The sequence below is a fragment of the Pelosinus fermentans JBW45 genome (assembly GCF_000271665.2).
GTDB lineage: Bacteria > Bacillota > Negativicutes > DSM-13327 > DSM-13327 > Pelosinus > Pelosinus baikalensis.
In genome coordinates, this window is the sequence record NZ_CP010978.1 from 2,649,468 (window position 1) to 2,671,470 (window position 22,003).

Genomic DNA, 22,003 nt, shown 5'->3' on the forward strand with positions numbered 1-22,003 from the left:
TGCAGACAGGGGGTACAATAAACCAATTGAATAATTTATTCTACCACCTGCCTATCCTTCGTAGGTCATAATGGTGTGTTAGAATAGGTAGGTCTCCTGACTCTGGCTCATTACACACCTAAACCTTCCCGGGGATTCCCCAGTGGTGTATCTTAGTTGCATTCCCCAATACAGTGGCGGGACCGCGCTGGCTTCTAACCAGTCTTCCCTTTTAAGCGTAAGCACCTATTCCCATAGAGCTATTAAATTATTGTTATATTCTAAACTTCTATGCTGTATGTATTCCACTAGCAAATAAAAATTTCCTGCTATTCTTTGATTAAATATAAAAGTTAACTTTATTTTGATAGTAGAGAACATTTTTCGACCACATTTTTAGTATCACTCTTTTAGCAACAACATTTTGTCACTAATGCAGGATAAAATGATAATAGATTGTCGGTTTGTAACTGTTAAACGATCATATTCAGATTGTCTGATTAGAAAATAGGAACGCTGGCTTTCTTGAATCAACTTATTAAAATCGGTGCCTAGTACGATCTCTTTGCCATAAACGTTGGTGTAGAAAGCAAAACCAGGACGTAAGAATTTTACCACATACACTGGAGATTTGCCATCGTACTGACGGTTAAATTCTTGAGCAATATTTTTAGTTGTGAGCATAGGCGCTGCAATGGGAAAAAGTATAGCAGTTAGAACCATGGAAAATAAAGCCATCGATATGATTTTAGTCCAAAAAGCCCGAAGGATATCGTTTTTCCATGCAAAATATGCTACCAAGGAAGACATTAAAGCAAAGATTATGGCGGATATATATATGCCATTTGCCAATATCGGCATAGCTTTAAGCCCGATGAACATAATCCCTATAAATAATATTGTTACTATACTTAAACCTATAGACCAGCTTGTAAAATGAATTTTACCATGTGATGTCCAAAGACGATCGATATACCAACCAACAATCATGGCTAATGGTGGGTACATAGGTAAAATATAGGATACCAGCTTTGTTTGGGAAATAGTAAAAAAGGCAAAAATAAACAATGACCATATATTTAGAAATAATAGCGTTGAAGAATCGTATGTACTTTTCGTTAGAGAATCCCATATGGATTGAATCATGATCCCTGTCCAGGGAAAGAAACCCAGAATAAGAACTGGAACATAATAATACCAGAGTACACCCTCAGGATGCTCTGGAGACGTGAACCTTGTAATATTATGAAAACCAAGGAACGTATCGACAAAGATACTTCCGTGAATATTATACATCAAGATATACCAAGGTGTAGCTATTGCAGCATAGATCAACAATCCTGAGAATATTTTCATACTTTTTAATAGTGCCCAGTTACGTGTAGCAAGTAAATAAAAAAAGATAATTCCTCCAGGAAATAATAATCCAATAGGTCCTTTCGTTAATGTAGCTAACCCAGCGAATAGATAGGTAATATAATATTTTTTCTCTATAAAAGCCAATAAAGAAGCAGAAAGAAAAAAAAGTAAAGTAATATCAGTTACGGCAGCCTTTCCCAAATAAAAGAATTCAATACTGGTAGCTAATACTAACGCTCCCGCAACACCGGCTCGTTCATTAAATAAGCGCCGACCCGATTGATAGACTAGTAATGTACAAGCAACAGCTAATATCGCAGATGGAAAGCGAGCGGCAAATTCATTCATACCAAAAAGTTTATAAGATGCAGCTACTAACCAATAATACATGGGAGGCTTATCATACCAATACTCCCCATAAATACGAGGAGAAAGAAATTCATTAAAGCTAAACATTTCTTTAGGTGTTTCTGCATATACAGGTTCATCAGGATCTAACAAAGGGACTCCGCCCAAATTAAAAAATACTATTAATATTGTAATTATAGCCACCAGCCAAAAACCAGTTCCTAACTTTTTAAACATTTGGTCTGCAACCTCCGAAAGTTGAATTAATTAAGACGAGTAAGGTTTATAAGAGTAATGGATATATTATTATATAACAACGCTGGTCATTTATTTGCGTGTTAATAATAATATATCCTAAAGAAAAATTTAAAATCTAGATAAGAGAGCGATATGTTTTAGCTAATCCCTCTAAAAGTATCATATGTGGTTGCCAGTCTAAATTTTTTCGTGCTATAGCATTTGATAAAGAAGATTTATAAATATCACCTTCACGTTTTTCATTATAGTTTCTCGTTACCACCTTGCCAGCGACATTTCCCATATAATCGATTAACATATTAATACTTGTTTCTGTTTGCGTACTAATATTACATATTTTGTTAGCATGATCGACTAATAATGATTGATAATTAGCATTGGCGACATCTCTGACGTAAATAAAATCTCTTGTCTGGCTGCCGTCACCAAAAATCAATACTGGTTGATCTTGACGAATCTTGCGAGCGAAAATACTAATAACACCACCCTCGCCCCCATCACCTTGACGCTCTCCGTATACATTGGCATACCGTAATATCATATAATCAAGACCGTAGACTTCTTTGTATAATGACAAATAATTTTCACAAGTGAACTTGCTCAACCCATAAAAAGAAGTAGGTGCTTTTTGACTTGTTTCCACTACAGGTAGTGTTGTTACATTACCGTATACTGCGGCTGTAGAAGAAAAAACAATACGCTTTACATTCATTTTTCGGCACGCTTCTAAAATATTCACAGTACCTAATATATTTATATCACAATCATAGTCTGGCATTTCTAAAGATTTATGTACCATAGTCTGAGCAGCAAGATGAATTACAAAATCAAATTTTTCAGTCATAAATATAGTAAAAATTTCATCACTACGAATATCTAACTGAATAAAAGAAGCGGCCGGATTGATGTTTTCCCTTAATCCAGTACTCAAATTATCAATAATCACTACCTGACATTTTTCTTGTATTAATTTATCAACAACATGTGAGCCGATAAAACCAGCTCCGCCAGTTACTAATACTTTCACTCTACATTCCTCCTATTTAATATGATTGGCTAAAAATTTATGTCCAAACACTCTAATCGTAAAATATAAACCAATAACAAAAGGTAGATACTCGACAATAATTCGCCAGGCTACAGCTACTATTCCTACAGTTCCTGATGGCAGAAAGCTACTAAATAAAAGGACAAAACCGCCTTCAGCAATACCAGATCCTCCTGGTGTAGGAGCAAAGTATAGTAAAATGTTTAACAAAATCATCCTCCCCATAATTTGGGGAATATTAACTGTTATGCCCATTCCCATAAACAATATTGGTACAACACTATATAAAGCTAGTAAACTGATAGCTGATTCAATAAATACTTTCCCCATGCTTAAGGGGGAAGATGATAGCATGAATACAGCACCTCTAACGTCACGATAGAGAAGAAAAATCCGACGACGATTACGATGACTAAATTTCTTTGTAAGTGTCACTAACCAATAGTAAGGCAAACTAGTACGAAATAACCAGATCAAACCAAGAATAATGGCAATAAGTGAGGCAAAACCAATCGTAAGGATATCATCTGAAAGACCTGGCATAATCCCTGGATCATAATAAAAAATAACTGGCAGGCAAAGCACTAAAAAAATAATAGATAACAATGTTCTAACAACTATTAATACAGTCGCTTTACCAGTAGGTACTCCTGCTTTTCGCAAAAACATGACCTGCGCCACTGCACCACCTGCAGCTCCAGGCGTTAGGAGAGCCAAAAAATAATTCCCAAAGACAACATGAACAGCTTCAATCAGGCGAATCTTTTCCCCTGAAATGGATACAAGATGCATAAGACGAATTCCATCAAAGTATAAACCAATTATTAAGAAAACAAAAGCTAAAACTAAAGACCAAGGCTGAAAACTATCAAGGTGGCGTAAGGTATGAATATCAACAGTAAAATAGATTACAATACTGGAAATACTACCTACGAACAGTAATAAGAGAATCAGCCGTTGATAAAACTTAATCATGTTCTAACTCCCTAAATGAAATTAATTGTATATGGTGGTCTATGATATGTTGAGAGATTTTTGAACTGGTTACTGAATTTAATTCAGCTTGCCAGTGATAATTCCAGTTATACATTTTTTGTAAAATAGAATCGTTCGTTCCTGGGTGAATCATAATTTCCGAGGTGCCTTCTGGTAAAGAGGTTAATATGCGTAATAAATATTCCTCATGCATATTTCCTCCAGCTAACATTCCAAAAAAATGTTCAGGGGCAACAAATCCTTGCTTTTGTATCTTCCGCCGTGCTATTTCAGCTAAAAAAGTTAGACCTCCACGTGCTATAATTCGTGCTGTTTGGAATGGATAACCACCTAAAAATGAAAAAGGCTCAGCGGGAATACGTATTTTTTTTATGTCAAAACTTTTAGCAATGTCAATTGTAACATCAATGATCCCAGGTACAATATGCATATGTTGATGACTATCCAGATGAGTAACCGCTATTCCAGAGTCCATTACTTTTTGTACCTGAGCAGTAAGTTCTTTATGAATATCATTGAGTTTTATTTTTCCTAAACAATAGCGTCGGAAGAACTCAGGGTAATGAAGTGATAAACATCCTTCATTATTTACTAAAGAGGGTATCGTCTGAGGATCACAAAGTGGTGTTTCACCTACTAATGTTAAGTGTATACCAATTCCTAATTCTTTATTAACTGAAGCTAGCGTTATAGCATGATCAAAAGCACTACCTGAGGGCATAATGGTTGTACTGGTAATGATACCATTTACGTATCCTTGAATAATGCCTAGGTTTACCATTTCGTTAATGCCAAAATCATCAGCATTTATGATTAATTGTCGCATAGAGAAACAACTCCTTATTATACACCTCAACTATATATGGTAGCACGTATAAGGAGATATGGCAATTTGTGCTTGAATAAATTTATATAAAAGTTCAAGCACAAAGAGGAAGGAGCCTAGATTAGGCTCCTGTATTTGTATTAAGCTTTCAGATGTTCAACATGTTTGGCATAAGCACTGTGATTATGAATAGACTCGTAATTTTCACATTGTACTTCAAACCATCGAATTGATTTTTGCTGGCGTAAAGATAAAACCAAATCCCTTAAGACATCTTCAACGAATTTTGCATTTTCATAAGCATGCTCTGTTACGTACTTCTCATCCTCACGCTTTAATAAAGGATAAATTGGGCAGCTTCCTTCTGCCTCCATTAAAGCCACCAAATCCTCAATCCAAATAAACTGTCCATTTGTATTTTTTATTTTTACTTTCATCAATCCCCGCTGGTTATGTGCACCATATGCTGAAATCTCTTTACTGCAAGGACATAAGGAGGTAAAAGGAACATCAACACCTAAGATAAAATCTAATGGTTTGCCTTTGGTTAGCTGAGCTGAAAATAGGCAATCAACATCAAGCATACTTTTAAGGCCGCTAATAGGAGCAGTTTTTTCAATGAAGTATTTAAAATAAATATCCATTTGTGCATGCTCAGCATCAAGTTTATTGACAGTATCCATTAAGATCAATTCCATTTCTCGGTAAGAGACAGGCTTTTGACTCCACTCACTCAAAATTTCGATGAAGCGGCTCATATGAGTACCTTTATATTCTTTTGGTAAATTAACAGTAAGGCTTATCGTTGCTAAAACAGACTGAAGAGAATCTGCCTTCGTCTTTATAAGAAACGGCAAGCGTACATCGCTAACACCTACATTTTGAATTGCGATGCCACGATCGTCGGAAATATTTTGAACGTCTTTCAAATCTTATTCACTCCTAGTTCTATAAATAATAGGATCTATTGTACCTGCTTCAGCAAAACCTTTTAAACGCAAAAGGCAACTATCACATTCTCCACAGGCAACTGACTCTCCATTATAGCAACTGGTAGTAAATTGAAGAGGAGCATCTAAGTTCTTTCCCAACAAAACAATATCTTTCTTAGTTAATTGCAATAAGGGAGTTTCTATTACTATTTTTCGATGATCCTGTACCCCAGCTTTTGTACTATAATCGGCAACTTGCTGAAAGAGATTGATAAATTCAGGGCGACAATCAGGATAACCTGAATAATCAAGAGCATTCACACCAATAAAAATCTTGTCCGCTCCCATTACCTCTGCATAACCCAAAGCATAGCTTAAAAAAATCAAATTCCTAGCAGGCACATAAGTTACAGGAATTTGATGGCTATCGATATTACCAGTAGGTACAGTCAATTGCTCATCGGTTAAAGCACTGCCGCCGATTACATTCATGTTGGTTTCAATAATAATATGTTTAGTAACATTATAATATTGAGCTACGCTTTCAGCGCTTTCTAATTCACGAGCATGACGCTGATTATAATTAAAGCTGATAGGAAAAAGCTCATAACCTTTACTATGGGCTACGGCCATGCATACTGTAGAATCTAATCCACCTGACAATAATACAACTGCTTTCACGCTATGAAACACTCCTAATTTGTATATTTTTATTCAAATACTTATACACTATAGTTATTTTATCCGATGGTCAAGATAGTCGATACTTATCCCAATACAAGGAAGTAGCAAGAAGGACTTCTTCCCAAAGCGCTCCTCACATAAAGAGAGAGTTAAGTTTCTGGAATCGCGTCTCCTTTGATAATAATAGATGCTATTTCTAAAGCAGTTTGCTGTACTTTTTTCAGAGGAATTTTATATTCGTCTGCTATGATTTTACAATCTTCATATTCAGGAGTTATGCTGCATATTTTTCCTTCATATGCACTTACTTTCACTTTGACCTTACCCCAAGGTAGTTTCACATCGATCATTTCCCGCATCGCGATTTTTCTTTCGGTTGCATAATATCGTAATCCAATAGTAGATGTTTGCTCAAAGATAAGCGCAATAACTTGATCCAATATTGAATCATTTACTAACACAGACAACATCGTGGCAGATCGATTTTTTTTCATAATAATTGGGGTGAGCCAAACATCAAAAACACCCATTTTAAGCAATTTATCCATAACATATGGATAAATCTGAGGATTTAAATCATCAATATTGACCTCCACAACAAAAGTTTTTGCTATCACACTTTCTTCTTTTATTTCGCCTACATGCATTCTTAGCACATTAGGAATTTCTAAATCCCATGTTCCTGCTCCATAACCAATTGTTTTACTAAGAAAGTTAGCTGGCATATTTCCATGTCCTGTACTTAGTGCTGCAATTACAGCCGCTCCTGTAGGTGTTACTAATTCCTTACTCGTTTCTCCGCTATAGTATGGGATGTTCTTTAATAACTCTGTAGTAGCTGGTGCTGGAATTGGCATTAGCCCATGAGCGCATTTTACAAATCCCTTGCCAACTTGTAATGCAGAAGTATAAATAGCCTGAATTCCTAAATAATCTAAACCAATCGCTGTACCTACAATATCAACAATTGCATCAACAGCTCCTACTTCGTGAAAGTGAATTTCTTCTACACCTACACCATGTACCTTAGCCTCTGCTTGAGCTAATAATAAGAAAATTTTCTTACTATCAGCTTTAATTTTAGGGGATAATTGAGAATCATCAATGATCTGAAAGACATCTGATAGATGACGCTGATGGTCATGACCGTCATGATGATCATGACCATCATTGAGTTTTACGTCTACATAAATGGCACTAATACCACACTTGTTTACTTCTGTAACGATTAAATCATAACCATGAACAGGTAAGAGTGATAAATTTTTTCTTAATACTTCCTCTGGTAATCCTACATGTAATAATGCTCCTAATAACATGTTACCACTAATGCCGGAGAAACAATCTAAATAAAGGGTTTTCATGATATCACCTCATTTTATTAATAATACTCGCTAATCGTCCTGCTCCAAACCCATTGTCAATATTTACCACGGATATTCCAGCTGCACAGCTATTTAACATACTTAATAAAGCTGCTAAGCCATTAAAACTAGCACCGTAACCGATACTGGTAGGCAACGCAATTACTGGTTTAGCAACCATACCTCCAACGACACTAGCCAAGGCGCCTTCCATACCTGCAGCTACAATAATTACATTAGCATTTTGAATAATATCTTGATGCGCAAATAATCGATGAATACCAGCAACGCCAACATCATAAACGCGCTCTACTTTATTTCCCATGATTTCTGCTGTAACAGCGGCCTCTTCAGCAACAGGTATGTCACTTGTACCCGCAGACATAACGAGAACAAATCGTTGACTATCAGGTTCTATCGTATCACGTTTAACATAAATTATTTTAGGTATTTCGTAGAACTGTGCTTCTGGCAGTACAGCCTTTACCACTGCATACATAGCCTCAGTTGCCCGAGTAGCTAATATACTATGATTATGTACAGCTAAACTTTTCATAATTGTCGCTACTTGTTCTGCGGTTTTCCCTTGACAAAAAATCACTTCAGGGAACCCTTGCCTGATCATTCGATGGTGATCAATTTTTACAAATTCTAAGTCTTCATATGGTAAAATTTTAAGCTTATCTATTGCTTCATCTAAAGATAAACGACTTGCTTGAAAGTCTTGCAATACATTGCGTAAATTATTAATATCCATGCTTGTCTCCTTAATTAATAGTTTTAGTTCAATCGAATATTGATAAGATTGCTTTCTATTATATCACTTTTTCTAAATATATACTTTTTATAGATTAGTTTTCTATTTTATAAATATATAATACTAAAAACTTGGCCTTAGCCAAGTTTTTAGTAACTTGTAGCAATAATAGCAATATCTGGTTCGTGTAATAGATTTACTATGCCAGCTGGCGTAGTAATTAATGGTCGTGCTAAATTACTACTGTTAAGTCTAAGAACTTTTCCTTCTATACCATTCGTAAGTTTGACATTACTATCAATTTGATAAGGAATAGCAATACGATTAAATGCTTTTATTACATTTGAATCAAAATGAATCTCATTGCCTTTATTGATAATTTCCATTGCCTCAAAAGAGCTCAGGCGTGAGCGGTATACTCGATTTGTAGTTAACGCATCATAAACATCTGCAACAGCTACAATTCGTGCTAATGGATGTATCTGAAGCCCTGAAATTCCCCAGGGATATCCACTGCCATTGCAGCGTTCATGGTGCTGCAATGCCATAAATGTAACACGGTAATCTAGGTAAGTATCTATTTTAAGAATATTATAGCCAAGAGTAGCGTGTTCTTTAATTTCGTTAAACTCTTCTGGTGTTAATTGACCTTGCTTATCCAAAATATATTTTGTAATTCTAGTTTTTCCAAAATCATGCAACAATCCACCCATACCTAAAAGGCATAATTCATCATAAGGTAAATCCATCGCAATACCGATAATAATAGAAAACAGACCCACGTTAACGCTATGCATAATTAAATAATCACTTGTAGAATTAACGTTATCTAAATACATGAGAACATTTTTATTCTTCGCTAATGTAGATACAATATCATTTACATAATTCTGCAATTGTGTTAAATGTCGAACTAAACCATCAGTGCTGTTAAAAGCATCTTCAACATTTGAAATTAACTTTAACCTAGTATCCATATTGATTAAATCATGTGCTTCACTAATTTCATAATTACTAGTTTTATCATCACGCACAGAAATAGAAAAGATTTCATGCTTTTTAAGTAAATTGATTAATTCCTGCTTTAATGGCATACCTGCTGTTACGAGTGTCCTACCATATCTATCGACTATATCTTGTGCTAAAATCATATTTTCCTTGACATCATTTAACAACATTTGCTGAATTTTTGTTACCTCCTATCCAGGGCATGTTCTCCTTATGTAGTAAACCCAGCTTGCTTTATGATAATTCTACACAAATTTAACATTTCCCTTCTAGATCTAAAGAAAATATTGGATATAATATTATATGGTTCTAAAATAAATGTTGTGACATCCTCGCAAAAAGGAAGGCATAGGATCCACATAATAAGTATACATTTTATTGGAATTACATTTTTCCTCAGGAAATATTAAACGTGAAATTAACTTTAGAACGCTAAGCGATCAATTCCAGGGCTTCATAATACAAATTGCCTATTTTCAAAAATTTCTCTGACTTTTAATTTTCTAACTATCTTATTAGTTACCCCTAATAGTTACTCTAAAAAATCTAATAAAAGAAAATTATCTTATAAGATATTTAATCTTGTCTGCAAAAGTCTAGAAAATTATTATTTTTACCAAGTTCTTCAATTTTTCGTTTAGCATCTCTTATGGTTTTTCCAAGATTAGCAACTTTTCTTATTTTTGCATCTGTTAAAATGAATTCACCATTTGACATTATAATATGTTCTTTCAAATCATTACCACACCAAAATTGAGTAATTTCGGCTTCCATGTATGTAGCTCCCTTTTTTACTAAATTCTTAATTTTATATTTCTGCAAAAGGATATGATTTCCTGCAAAGGTTAATCACTTCTAGGACAACTTAACTTTCATAGAAACAACCTAGAAGAATAACTAAATATGACCAGACAATGCGGAAGGCATAGCATCTGTCATATCTTACCAATAGACTTTATTAGTTTCACAAAGCTATACTAAAAATATCCACAAAAATAATTTAAAATGAGGCGATATTTTGAGACGTTTTAATCGCACTATTGATTGGGCTGTCAAGTGGAGTAAAAATTTCTATCCGGATCGCACGAATGAATGGGATAAGCAACAACAAGCCTTGAAGAATCTGAAGACAATCGATATATTACTACATAAGAAATTATAAGGGCGTGTCGCAAAACGTTTTTTGAAAAAACGCAATGCGACACGCCTTTTTTGAGCAAAAAGGAAGGAAAAACAGTAGGAAGAATGAAAAAAAGGAGACAAGAGCCAGTTTATGGACACAACAAAATAGAGGAAGCCTCTTCCCCTAAGAAAAACTCGATATGAATTGGTCAGGATGCTTTTGGAATATGCAAGTAGGTCCCACACCGGTCGCTTTGGATTTTGTTATGGAGCTTGTTTACGTTATACCCCATGCATAGTAATAGAAACTCGGTTTGCACCTTTACGCGGCCCCTCATCAGAAATCGCCGAAATCCCATGTCCTGTTTGAGCACCCCGAAAGCTCCCTCCACCTGAATGGAGCGGTTCATCCGAAGCATAACACCCTCCTCACCCTTGATACGTGCCTGCATTTCTTCACGTTGACGCAAAAAGGTTTTGGATACATACAGGTTCTTGCTTCGTTCTTCGAGGGGAGTCTTGCTCGCTCCCTTGATGCATTGGGCCTTATGCGGACAGCCGGCACAATCTGGACAGGTGTATACGGTTGTCACGATGGGATATCCGGCCTTAGATCGGGTCTTTTTTTCATAAGCTGCCTGGATCGGGCGCCCCATGTGACATAGGTAGCTATCGGTCTTTGCATTGTAGTGCATGTTCTCTCGCTTGCCGATGTCTGCCCTATATTTCTTCGTCTTGGCCTTCTCATAATTCGCGGGCTTTATAAATGCGATTTGGTTGTTTTGCTCGCACCATGTGTAATTTTCCTCACTCTCAAAGCCCGCATCCGCTACGGGTTTTGTATACCCCAGTCCCTTGAGCGTCTCCAACATCGGGATCAACATTTGGCTGTCGCTTCGGTCCTGACCGATCATTGTGGATACTATATATTCCGCGTCCACCGCCAGTATCGCGTTGTAGCCCGGTTTAAGCTGACCATTTTTCATATGATCTTCTTTCATCCGCATGAAGGTGGCGTCTCTGTCCGTCTTGGAAAAGCTGTTGCGTTCTCCAAAGCTATGATTATAGTCATTATACTTTTTCTGCCGAGCAAGGTATTGGTCTACCGTTTGAAGCGCCCGCTGCAGCGAAGTCTTACGCTGTCCTTTGCCGTGAACAAAAACAATACGGCGTTCAGCTTGCAGTGCTTTTAGCCGTTTGCGCAGCTTTTTTAGGTCTTTGGGCTTTATCACCTGGCCGACATAAAAGCGAATCCCAAACTCCGCTGCTAGCGCCGGCAACTCTTCTTTCATCTTCTTCTGCATCTTCTCTTCATTTTTTTGCGTCGATTTCTTCCAGACAAAGCTGTATCGGTTCGCATTGGCCTCCAATTTGGTTCCGTCTATGAAAACGCTTGACAGCGACAGTTCTCCCGCATCGGTCAACAGTTGCACAAGCTGGGCAAACAGATCGTCCACGACCTCTGCCAGCCGTTCGCTGCGAAACCGTGCGATCGTCGCGTGATCTGGTGCTTTTCTCCGGCCTAGCAGATACATGAAGTTGACGTCCCGCCGGCATGCCTGCTCGAGCTTGCGGCTCGAATAGATGCCGTTCATGTATCCATATACAAGTATCTTGAACAGACATTTCGGTGACATCTCGATTCTCCCCATTCGGGAGTACGCAGCGTACAATTTGCTGTAATTCATCCTTTCTAGCACCGCGTTGAGCAACCGCACCGAATCATCTGCCGGAATCATTTCGCCAATGTCCATCGGTATTACTAGTTGATATACATTTGAGTCTACTGTATAATCTAGTTGTAATTTCTTAGATTTCACAAACTTGATTTTACAACAAAAGACGGCTTCCAGCTACTGCTGGTTGCCGTCTTTTGTTTTTTAGGGTTGTCTTAGCGCGACAGCCCCTTATGTGTAAGGAATGTATTTATCTAGCCACTAGCCCGTCGTCATAATAATTAGCTAATATCAAGCATACTTATATCATCCGCTTAGTTGGAGATGGTATATATGAGTAATCAAACTTTAATCTGGGCGAGTTTAATAGTATCTTGGTTATCTACCCTATTACTAAGGAAAAAAGATTTAAGGCGATATGCCTGTTTCTTTATTCTGCATGCTTACTCTCGCTTTTATTTTTGAGGCTGGTATTACCCTATATTGGTGGGCAGTAAAAGAACCCTTTTTCCCTCTTGTAAATTTGCCAATATTTCTTTATGTTGCTTATCTTATCGGCACAATTTGGATTTTCAAATATACTTATGGACGTTTCTGGCTGTTCATTACCACAAATATCATTTTAGATTTTATCTTGATCTTTTTCCTGATTTATTTGTTCAACGTGGTGTTTGGGAAGTTTATATATCTTACTCACAAATATTATTCATTACTACTGCACTCGCTACCCTTATCTACGGATACCAGATATGGCAAGAAGGACAGCATGGATTAGTATCTATGCCTAATGTGCAGCCTGCATCCGTAAACCGCTAAACAAGGAAAATCAGGATGAACCTAATAACCCAGTAAATTCACCTCACCAATCACATCATCATAATGATCCTTCACGATTAAGTCTATCCCTTCAGATATAAACATTCTTTAATTTGTTTACGTAAAAATCCCTCAGAAACACTTTTACATAAACAAAGGGTTCGCAAAAAAATGCGAACCCTTAAATTTACTATGTTGTGCTGGTCGGAGCGGCGAGATTCGAACTCACGGCCTCTACCACCCCAAGGTAGCGCTCTACCAAACTGAGCCACGCCCCGACTGACAGAATCTATTGTACCCTTTTTTAGGTAGTATGTCAATAAATTCATTCAATAACTTTTGCGCCCTCAGTGTCAATGCTAAGCGTAATATATTCGGCTTTTACGTCACACTTAGCGAAAGCTTGAACCATAGCCATACCTATTCTATCGCAATTAGACTCTGTAAAGGCAATTAAACAAGGGCCAGCGCCGCTTAAAGCTGCACCATACGCACCTTTAGCTACAGCTGCATCAAATACCTGCTGCATACCAGGAATAAGCTGCATCCTATAAGGTTGATGAACTTTATCTTCAAGTGCATATTGCAAATGATGAAATTCTCCTTTACACAATGCTCCAATTAATAACGCCACCCTGCTAATATTAAAGACGGCATCTTTCATTGTTATTGTATCTGGTAATACTTGACGTGCTGTATGCGTAGATAAATTAAACTCAGGGATTGCTACTACCATATTGAGCTTTTTTCCAGGCATAAAACGTAAATAGACAGGTTGATTACCTTGCATTACACTTATGGTAATTCCTCCAAAAATTGCAGGTGCTACATTATCTGGATGGCCTTCTATTATAGTAGCCATGGAGAATATCTCCTCTTGAGTTAATGTATTTCCCGTTGCTTGATTTGCTGCTATAAGTCCACCTACAATAGCAGCAGCGCTACTGCCTAAACCACGGGCTAGAGGAATTTTATTATATAACTTAAGGTATATTCCTTGATAGGGCTTTCCTACTTTATCTAACACTGCCTGCACAGCTTGGTAAATAATATTATTCCTATCAGTTGGAATACGCCCTTTACCTTCACCCTCTATCTCAATCCTTAAAGTTCCTTCATCACTTAAAGATAATTCGAGCTCACTATAAATAGTACAAGCTATGCCCACCGTGTCAAAACCAGGTCCACAATTAGCAGTAGTTCCTGGCACACGAACTTTAACTGTAATCGACATATAGTATCTCCCATCTCATTATCGTCGAGTATTATGCAAAGTCTTCTGCTTCTACTCGAATTACATTACTTACTTTATTTACTACTGACATGCCGGAAATTGTATTAATAGCCAATCGTAGATTAGCATCAGATACTTGGTAAGTAATCAATACCAGTTCAGAAGAGTTATTTACTTTTCGTTTTTGAATTACAGAGTGTAAACTTACTTGCTGTGCGCCAAAAGCACCAGCGATTGCAGCTAATACACCAGGCTTATCTGCCACTAGTAATCGAATATAATAAGGTGATTCTGTATTTTGTACAGGGCAAAAACTTTTTTGCGAATAACAAGTACAAAGAATACGGCTGTTGGCATTATGGGTAATATTACGAGCTACATCAATAATATCAGATACTACAGCACTAGCTGTAGGCATGCCGCCAGCACCGCGTCCATAAAACATAGTTTCTCCTACCGCATCACCTTTAATATAAATAGCGTTAAAAACATCGTGAACTGAAGCTAACGGGTGCTTTGCAGGGATAAAGGCTGGGTGTACACGTACATCAATACCACGCTCATCATCTTTAGCAATTGCCAGTAATTTAATTACATATCCAAGTTCTTTTGCATAAGTAATGTCTTCTGTGGAAATAGTAGTAATACCCTCAACGTAAACATCATCGATAGACACTCTGCTACCGAAGGCAATCGAAGCTAGTATTGCAATTTTGCGAGCAGCATCAAACCCTCCTACATCAGCAGTAGGGTCAGCTTCAGCGTATCCCTTAGCCTGAGCTTCGGCTAAGACACTATTAAAATCCAAACCTTCATTTGCCATTTTACTGAGCATATAATTTGTTGTACCATTAATGATTCCCATAACTTCGCTAATTTTGTTTGCTGCCAAACATTGCTTTAAAGGGCGAATAATAGGAATTCCTCCAGCAACGCTGGCTTCAAATAAGAAGTCTACCTTACTCTTATCAGCAGCTTCAAATATGTCCTGACCGTGTTTTGCTACAACATCCTTATTGGCAGTTACTACATGTTTACCAGCGACTAATGCTTGAACAATATAGTCCTTAGTAGGATTCATGCCACCCATGACTTCCACTATAATATCAATATCTGGGTCATTAATAATATCATCAATTGTAGTGGTAAATTCAGCATCGACATCTATATTTCTAGTTTTATCAAGTTGACGGACCATTATTTTTTTTATATTTACAGGTATGCCAACCTTTTGTGAAATATCATTAGCATTTTCGGTAAGTATTTTAACAACGCTAGTTCCGACAGTTCCCATGCCAAGTAAACCGATAGTAATTGTCTTTCTCATTATTGTTTCGCTCCTTTTTAAGCTTGACCTAACACTTCTAAGCGTTTAACGCCTTCAACCATTCTTACTTTATCTAGTAAAGCTTCTAAATCAATTACTAATTCAGCTGTTTCAATAGAAATAGTAGCATTGGCTACACCTTGAAGAGGTATACCTTGGTTAATCGTTAGCACACTGCCACGTTCATTGGCAATTGTATTTAACACCCTTGATAGAACACCTTGTTTATGTTCAAGCAAAAGTGCTAATGTTACTATTTTTTCTTTACTTGCTTCGTAAAAAGGAAAGACATAATCTTTATATTTATAGTAAGCACTGCGACTCAATTCCATTTTTTCTACAGCCTCATTAATTGTACGTGCTTCACCACGTTTTAACATATCTTTTACTTTAATTGTCTTTTTTATCGCTTCAGGTAATATTTCTTCACGAACTAGAAAAAATACAGATTTTTGTCCTATCACTACTATACCCCCTTAGTATTACTCATGCGGATAATAATCTATTCTCAGTAGACAGTATAGCACTACTACACTACAAAAAACAAGTATTATTAATAAAAAAAATGGTCAATCTGTACAGATTGACCATTTTTTATCAATTTCTTAGCTAGCGCTTTTGTTTTTTATAAGGTTTTATTTAAAAAATGATACATATTAATCCGCCACTCCCATCATTTACAACTTTTTGTAGAGTATCACGTAATTTTACCTGTGTATTTTCTGGCATACCAGCAAGTTTATTTTGAATGCCTTCCCGTACTAAAGCATTTAGTGATTTACCAAATAAATTTGTCCGCCATATTTTTTCTGGTTCTCCTTCAAATTCTCTCATGAGATATTGAACGAGTTCTTCGCTTTGTTTTTCACTACCAATAATAGGTGATATTTCAGCCTGAACATCTGTTCTAATTATATGTAATGACGGTGCAGATGCTTTTAATCTCACACCAAAACGATTCCCCGTTTTTATAATTTCTGGTTCCTCTAGGACCATTTCATCTAGCTGTGGTGATACAATGCCATATCCAGTTAAATTAACTTGCTCTAACGCACTTGCTATTTTATCATACTCACGCTTTGCAACAGATAAGTCTTGCATTAGACGCAATAAATGGTGTTCACCTGAAATAGTAAAGCCTGTCAATTCTTCTAATACTTGATAGAATAAATCAGTTCTGGCTGTAATCTCAATTACTGCAATCCCATTTCCAAGGTCCATATCGTGCAAAATTACATCTGCAATAAAATCATAACCTGATAAATCATCAATGGCTCGATCAATATCTCTAAGTCTTCTTACATATTGGACTACTTCGCGTACTGCACCATCAAATTTTTCTCTAAGCCAATGATCAGTTTCCAATTCTTCAATCCATTTCGGCAAAGAAATATTTACTTCTTTTACTGGAAATTCATATAAAACTTCTTGTAGAATAGCATAAATATCATCTTGGTTAAGTTGAATACAATCAACAGGTACAACAGGAACATCATATTCATTTTCTAACTTTGCTACTAATTCACGGGTTTCTTTTGAAGTTGGCCGGCATGTATTTAATATGACTAAGAATGGTTTTTCTAATGCTTTTAATTCGTTAATAACTCTCTCTTCAGCAGGTACATATTTTTCGCGGGGTAAGTCTGTTACACTGCCATCAGTAGTAATTACTAAACCAATTGTAGAATGTTCATCAATTACTTTCTTTGTACCAACTTCTGCGGCCTCTTGAAATGGAATTTCATGATCAAACCAAGGTGTAAGTACCATACGGGGACCATCTTGCTCTTCATATCCTAATGCACCATCGACAGTATAGCCCACGCAATCAACCATTCTGACTCTAACATTTATATTATCTTTAACACTAATTTCAACAGCTTCATTTGGAATAAATTTAGGCTCCGTTGTCATAATTGTTTTGCCAGCGGCACTTTGTGGCAGTTCATCCTTAGCTCTTTCTTTCTCATATGGATCAATCATGTTAGGTAAAACCATCGTTTCCATGAATCGTTTAATAAACGTTGATTTTCCTGTTCTGACTGGACCTACAACACCAATGTAAATATCACCACCAGTGCGTTCGGCAATATCCCGAAATAAATCGAATTTTTCCATTTACCGTTTCCCTCCCTACAGCTATGCTTTATGGAAAATACTAGCGTATATTCTACACTCGCAAACCATCCCTCCCTTAATGAAAAAATAAGAATCGAATGAAATGAAATAGTATTTTAAAATTAACTAAATAGTAGTCAATTAATCATTATAAATATATGACATGCCAGCAATATTATTACAAAGTAAGAAAAAAGACTGAGCCTAAGCCCAGTCTTTTTTCTTACTTTATTTTTCTTTAGAATTAACACTCATATTACCTACTTTAATTTTTAATTCTGTACCTTTCAATAGCCTTTCAATATTTGGCTTATGCCTGCCGACGACAAACAAGGCGGCAAGAATACCAAAATATAAGAATTCAATTTTTTCACCCCAAAGCCACATGAAGATTGGTACTAATACAGCAGATACAATGGATGCCAATGATACATAACGAGTAATATATACTATAATTGCCCATATTAAAAATATGATTGCAGTAATTTGAGGAACTAATACAGCTATGACACCTAAACCCGTGGCAACGCCGCGTCCACCTGTAAATCTCAAAAACACTGACCAATTATGACCAATAATAGCAGCGATGCCGCCCGTTAATAATGCGATTGGCGTGCCTATAAAAAAATCACTTGCATATACTGCAATAACTCCTTTGGCTGCATCAGTAAAAAATACCCAAAAAGCCGGCCATAGACCTAACGTTCGAAATGCATTTGTGGCTCCAATATTTTTACTGCCAAATTGTCGTAAATCCACATTATATATGTTTTTTCCAATAAGCAATCCGTTTGGAATAGAACCAATCAAATAACCAAGTACAGCGATAAGTAAATAATTCATTATATCACTATCTTCTCCCCATCATATTATTCTTCCTCTTTACGTCCACGCACCACAAGTTTTAGTGGTGTTCCTTCAAAACCAAAGCTTTCTCGAAGCCGATTCTCTAAGAAGCGCAAATAGGAAAAATGCATTATTTCGGGTTCATTAACAAAAAGAACAAATGTTGGAGGTTTTACATTAGGCTGAGTAGTAAAATAGATTTTTAAGCGTCTGCCAAACTGTGACGGCGGAGGATTAATTGAAACTGCATCTTCAATGACTTGATTTAAAACACTGGTAGCGATACGCATGGTATGCTGTTCTGCTACAAATTTTATCAATTCAGTAACACGAGAAACTCTTTGATTCGTAAGAGCTGAAATGAATAGTACGGGTGAATATTGCATAAAGGCTAATTCCGTACGAATATTCTCCGTATATCTTAGAGACGTTTTGCCGTCTTTCTCAAGCAGATCCCATTTATTCACGATAATAACAGAAGCCTTACCTGCATCATGGGCATAGCCTGCGATTTTTTTATCCTGCTCTGTAACACCATCTACAGCATCAATCACAATTAAAACCACATCAGAACGATCTACCGCTCGCAATGCTCTCATGACACTATATCTTTCAACAGGAAGCTCGACTTTAGCTTTACGTCGCATTCCAGCCGTATCAATTAAAACGAAAGATGTATCATCTTTTGTAAAGTGAGTGTCAATCGCATCGCGAGTGGTACCTGCTACATCGCTTACAATTACTCGTTCTTCACCAACTAATCGATTTACCAATGAAGATTTTCCTACATTAGGACGACCAATAACCGCAACTTTAATTGTTTCATTATCCTCTTCCACAACTTCATCATTAGGCAAACGTTTAACAACCTCATCCAGCAAATCACCAATATTTAGAGCATTTGCAGCAGAAATGGCAATTGGATCACCAAGTCCCAAATTATAAAACTCATATATTTCATTTGCTTTTTGCATGTTATCAACTTTATTTACGGCTACGATCACTGGCTTACGAGTATTACGCAGAATAATAGCAACTTCTTCATCGGCTGAAGTTAAACCAACCTTTCCATCTACGATAAATAAAATCGCATCTGCCTCGTCAATTGCTAATTTCGCTTGATATCGCATTGCAGTTAACATTTTGTCGCTAGATTCTATTTCGATGCCACCGGTATCAATCATCGTAAATTCACGGTCAAGCCACTCTGCATCAAGATAAATCCGATCTCGGGTAACGCCTGGGATGTTTTCAACGATGGATACTCTTTTCTGTCCAATATAATTAAATAACGTAGATTTACCCACATTAGGGCGTCCAACAATAGCTAAAATTGGTTTACTCATATTTATCTCCTATACATATTCATATATTTTTTATATATTAAAATTCAATACCTTGGCGTGATTCCATTCCAGTTGAATAATTATGACGAATTTCCTTCATTTCTGTTACTAAATGAGCAATGTTAATAATTTCAGGCGGCGCATATCTGCCTGTTAAAATAATTTCCGGAATTTTTGGTAATACCATACGATCTTCAGTTAAAAAACTGACTATAGAATGTACATCTAGTATTTTACATGCTATTGCTACATTGATTTCATCGAGAATAACGATGTCATATTTACCAGAAGCTATAGCATTCTTTGCTTTATTCCATCCATCTTGGGCTAATTTCTTATCAATCTCTTCGGGGTTTTCCAAATTTACAAAATCATTGCGACCAACCTGAAGCAACGTAAAACCAGGTAAATTGATACTAGACTTAAATTCACCATATTCTGTATTATCTTTCATGAATTGAATCATACAAACTTGAAAACCGTGTCCACAGGCTCTGAATGCTAAACCTAAACTAGCAGTAGTTTTCCCTTTTCCATCACCAGTATATACTTGCACTAATCCTAAATTAGCCACGAAATTACCTCCAGGCTTGTAATAATTCTCTTAAATCCTTAGCACCATAGGCTGCACGTACAGGAACTGCTATGTGATCTTCTAATTGCTCACAAGTCATATTATCTAAAAAGACAGTCTCACCTTTTTTTAATGCTGCTCCAGGTATGATGACGCCTGTTCGTTTTCCCTCATTTGCTGTCAAAGTTCTAATTATATCTTGCCCCGTCAGTAAACCACTTACAGTTATGTCAGTACCAAAGAATATGTTTTCAACGGACAAAACACGAATTGTTAAATTGGGAATGGTAATATCTTTTAATAATGGTCCTAGGATTTTTTGGGCTGATACGCCACATACCACATCCAGATAATGAGGCTCAGAATATCCTTGCGCTACTATTGGTTCTTCCTGCCATTCAAATAGGAAGTTTCGCACAAGACCAATTCCATTTTCAAGCTGAGGAAAACCATCGTACATCTCATAATCCGGGATAGACTGATTCGCTGCAAGATAAAATTCATCTGATAAATAGACAAAAGATGTTCCATTCTCTTTCCGGCATTTTTCTTGCCAGCTATTTATCTTCTCAACAACAGTAAGGGCTTTCTCTGCTGTAAAAGTTTCTAACTCATAACAATTATCTCGAAAACGACTCAATCCAACAGGGACGATTGCCATTGATAGTATATTTGGATGTAATGCATATAGCTCACCGATTGTTCTTTCCAGCTCGTCACCATCATTAATATTCGGGCACAATACGATTTGCGTATGCATTTCAACACCATTGTCAATTAACGTATGTAATTGCTCCATAATGTTACCTGCAACTTTATTATTTAACATTCTTTCACGTAGCATACCATTTGTAGTATGGACTGATATATATAAAGGTGATAAGTGAAGCTGGCTAATTCTCTTAATATCGCGAGGCCCAAGATTCGTTAGAGTAACAAAATTACCATATAAAAAAGATAGACGATAATCATCATCTTTTACGTATAAACTTTCTCTCATACCAGGTGCCATTTGATCGACGAAACAAAATATACATTTATTGGCGCATCGACGAACACCATCAAAAACTGCGCTTTCAAACTCAATGCCTAAATCTTCGTCGTATTCTTTTTCTATTTCAAAAACTTCTTGTTCTCCATTTTTCTTTTCAATCAAAAGTTCTATACACTCATCCGCTAAAGCAAAGCTCAAACCAATAAGATCTCGAATATTTTCTCCATCAACAGCAAGCAGACGATCACCCTGTTCCAAGCCTATTTCATCTGCAATACTTTCTGGCATAACCTTTGAAATAATACCACTATATGCCATCAACGTCACCTCTCATGCTATATTCCTTTTTTTTTCTATATTTCCTGCAATAAAAGAAAGAGTGATGGAAGAG

The 22,003-nt window shown here is 36.5% G+C and carries 20 protein-coding genes, 1 tRNA gene and 1 riboswitch; of the genes, 1 reads left to right on the forward strand and 20 read right to left on the reverse strand.

Features of this window, described 5'->3' with window-relative positions:
• Positions 1 to 68 precede the first annotated feature (68 nt).
• Positions 69 to 244, reverse strand: a riboswitch (cobalamin riboswitch).
• 137 nt (positions 245 to 381) lie between these two features.
• The 10 genes from JBW_RS11680 to JBW_RS11725 form a co-directional block, all read right to left on the reverse strand.
• On the reverse strand, positions 382 to 1,923 hold the full coding sequence (locus tag JBW_RS11680) for an ArnT family glycosyltransferase (RefSeq protein ID WP_007956359.1): 1,542 nt from the start codon (positions 1,921 to 1,923) through the stop codon (positions 382 to 384).
• Between the two features lie 136 nt (positions 1,924 to 2,059).
• Complete coding sequence (locus JBW_RS11685; RefSeq protein ID WP_007956357.1) at positions 2,060 to 2,971, reverse strand: NAD-dependent epimerase/dehydratase family protein; 912 nt, start codon at positions 2,969 to 2,971, stop codon at positions 2,060 to 2,062.
• 12 nt (positions 2,972 to 2,983) lie between these two features.
• Positions 2,984 to 3,967 carry a lysylphosphatidylglycerol synthase transmembrane domain-containing protein gene (locus tag JBW_RS11690; protein WP_007956355.1) on the reverse strand — a complete coding sequence of 328 codons (984 nt, stop codon included), beginning with the start codon at positions 3,965 to 3,967 and terminating at the stop codon, positions 2,984 to 2,986.
• Entirely contained in the window at positions 3,960 to 4,814 is an 855-nt protein-coding gene (locus tag JBW_RS11695; protein WP_007956346.1) for a ChbG/HpnK family deacetylase, read from the reverse strand. The genes JBW_RS11690 and JBW_RS11695 overlap by 8 nt, the downstream gene beginning before the upstream one ends.
• A 140-nt stretch (positions 4,815 to 4,954) precedes the next feature.
• Positions 4,955 to 5,743, reverse strand: coding sequence for a GTP cyclohydrolase FolE2 (gene folE2, locus JBW_RS11700; protein WP_007956344.1), 789 nt, complete (start codon positions 5,741 to 5,743; stop codon positions 4,955 to 4,957).
• A 3-nt stretch (positions 5,744 to 5,746) separates the two neighbouring features.
• The gene (gene queC / locus JBW_RS11705; RefSeq protein ID WP_007956342.1) at positions 5,747 to 6,427 is read right to left on the reverse strand and encodes a 7-cyano-7-deazaguanine synthase QueC; all 681 of its coding nucleotides are present in this window, start codon (positions 6,425 to 6,427) and stop codon (positions 5,747 to 5,749) included.
• Positions 6,428 to 6,579: 152 nt separating this feature from the next.
• Complete coding sequence (gene larC, locus JBW_RS11710; RefSeq protein ID WP_007956340.1) at positions 6,580 to 7,794, reverse strand: nickel pincer cofactor biosynthesis protein LarC; 1,215 nt, start codon at positions 7,792 to 7,794, stop codon at positions 6,580 to 6,582.
• Between the two features lie 4 nt (positions 7,795 to 7,798).
• Complete coding sequence (gene larB, locus JBW_RS11715) at positions 7,799 to 8,551, reverse strand: nickel pincer cofactor biosynthesis protein LarB (protein ID WP_007956339.1); 753 nt, start codon at positions 8,549 to 8,551, stop codon at positions 7,799 to 7,801.
• A 149-nt stretch (positions 8,552 to 8,700) separates the two neighbouring features.
• Positions 8,701 to 9,729, reverse strand: a complete 1,029-nt coding sequence (locus tag JBW_RS11720) for an HD-GYP domain-containing protein (protein WP_235334199.1) — start codon at positions 9,727 to 9,729, stop codon at positions 8,701 to 8,703.
• Between the two features lie 406 nt (positions 9,730 to 10,135).
• The gene (locus JBW_RS11725; protein ID WP_007956337.1) at positions 10,136 to 10,333 is read right to left on the reverse strand and encodes a hypothetical protein; all 198 of its coding nucleotides are present in this window, start codon (positions 10,331 to 10,333) and stop codon (positions 10,136 to 10,138) included.
• 244 nt (positions 10,334 to 10,577) lie between these two features.
• Between JBW_RS11725 and JBW_RS24995 the strand changes: the two genes are divergently transcribed.
• Complete coding sequence (locus JBW_RS24995; protein ID WP_158453459.1) at positions 10,578 to 10,721, forward strand: hypothetical protein; 144 nt, start codon at positions 10,578 to 10,580, stop codon at positions 10,719 to 10,721.
• A gap of 169 nt (positions 10,722 to 10,890) precedes the next feature.
• Here the strand turns inward: JBW_RS24995 and JBW_RS11730 are convergent, their stop codons facing one another.
• The 10 genes from JBW_RS11730 to JBW_RS11780 all read right to left on the reverse strand — a co-directional run bounded on the left by JBW_RS11730 (position 10,891) and on the right by JBW_RS11780 (position 21,930).
• The gene (locus JBW_RS11730; RefSeq protein ID WP_144408417.1) at positions 10,891 to 12,435 is read right to left on the reverse strand and encodes an IS1182 family transposase; all 1,545 of its coding nucleotides are present in this window, start codon (positions 12,433 to 12,435) and stop codon (positions 10,891 to 10,893) included.
• Between the two features lie 939 nt (positions 12,436 to 13,374).
• A tRNA-Pro gene (locus tag JBW_RS11740) sits at positions 13,375 to 13,451 on the reverse strand.
• 47 nt (positions 13,452 to 13,498) lie between these two features.
• Positions 13,499 to 14,407, reverse strand: a complete 909-nt coding sequence (gene thrB / locus JBW_RS11745; RefSeq protein ID WP_007953369.1) for a homoserine kinase — start codon at positions 14,405 to 14,407, stop codon at positions 13,499 to 13,501.
• 31 nt (positions 14,408 to 14,438) lie between these two features.
• Positions 14,439 to 15,734, reverse strand: coding sequence for a homoserine dehydrogenase (locus tag JBW_RS11750; protein WP_007953370.1), 1,296 nt, complete (start codon positions 15,732 to 15,734; stop codon positions 14,439 to 14,441).
• A gap of 17 nt (positions 15,735 to 15,751) precedes the next feature.
• Entirely contained in the window at positions 15,752 to 16,198 is a 447-nt protein-coding gene (locus JBW_RS11755; protein WP_007934159.1) for an ACT domain-containing protein, read from the reverse strand.
• Positions 16,199 to 16,373: 175 nt separating this feature from the next.
• On the reverse strand, positions 16,374 to 17,852 hold the full coding sequence (spoIVA, locus tag JBW_RS11760; RefSeq protein ID WP_007953372.1) for a stage IV sporulation protein A: 1,479 nt from the start codon (positions 17,850 to 17,852) through the stop codon (positions 16,374 to 16,376).
• 228 nt (positions 17,853 to 18,080) lie between these two features.
• Positions 18,081 to 18,695 (reverse strand): glycerol-3-phosphate 1-O-acyltransferase PlsY, encoded by a 615-nt coding sequence (gene plsY, locus JBW_RS11765; RefSeq protein ID WP_007953373.1) that lies wholly within the window; start codon positions 18,693 to 18,695, stop codon positions 18,081 to 18,083.
• A 26-nt stretch (positions 18,696 to 18,721) separates the two neighbouring features.
• Positions 18,722 to 20,044 carry a ribosome biogenesis GTPase Der gene (der, locus tag JBW_RS11770; protein WP_007953374.1) on the reverse strand — a complete coding sequence of 441 codons (1,323 nt, stop codon included), beginning with the start codon at positions 20,042 to 20,044 and terminating at the stop codon, positions 18,722 to 18,724.
• A gap of 37 nt (positions 20,045 to 20,081) precedes the next feature.
• Entirely contained in the window at positions 20,082 to 20,618 is a 537-nt protein-coding gene (locus tag JBW_RS11775) for a cob(I)yrinic acid a,c-diamide adenosyltransferase (protein ID WP_007953375.1), read from the reverse strand.
• A 4-nt stretch (positions 20,619 to 20,622) separates the two neighbouring features.
• On the reverse strand, positions 20,623 to 21,930 hold the full coding sequence (locus JBW_RS11780; RefSeq protein WP_007953376.1) for a DUF512 domain-containing protein: 1,308 nt from the start codon (positions 21,928 to 21,930) through the stop codon (positions 20,623 to 20,625).
• Between the last annotated feature and the right edge of the window lie 73 nt (positions 21,931 to 22,003).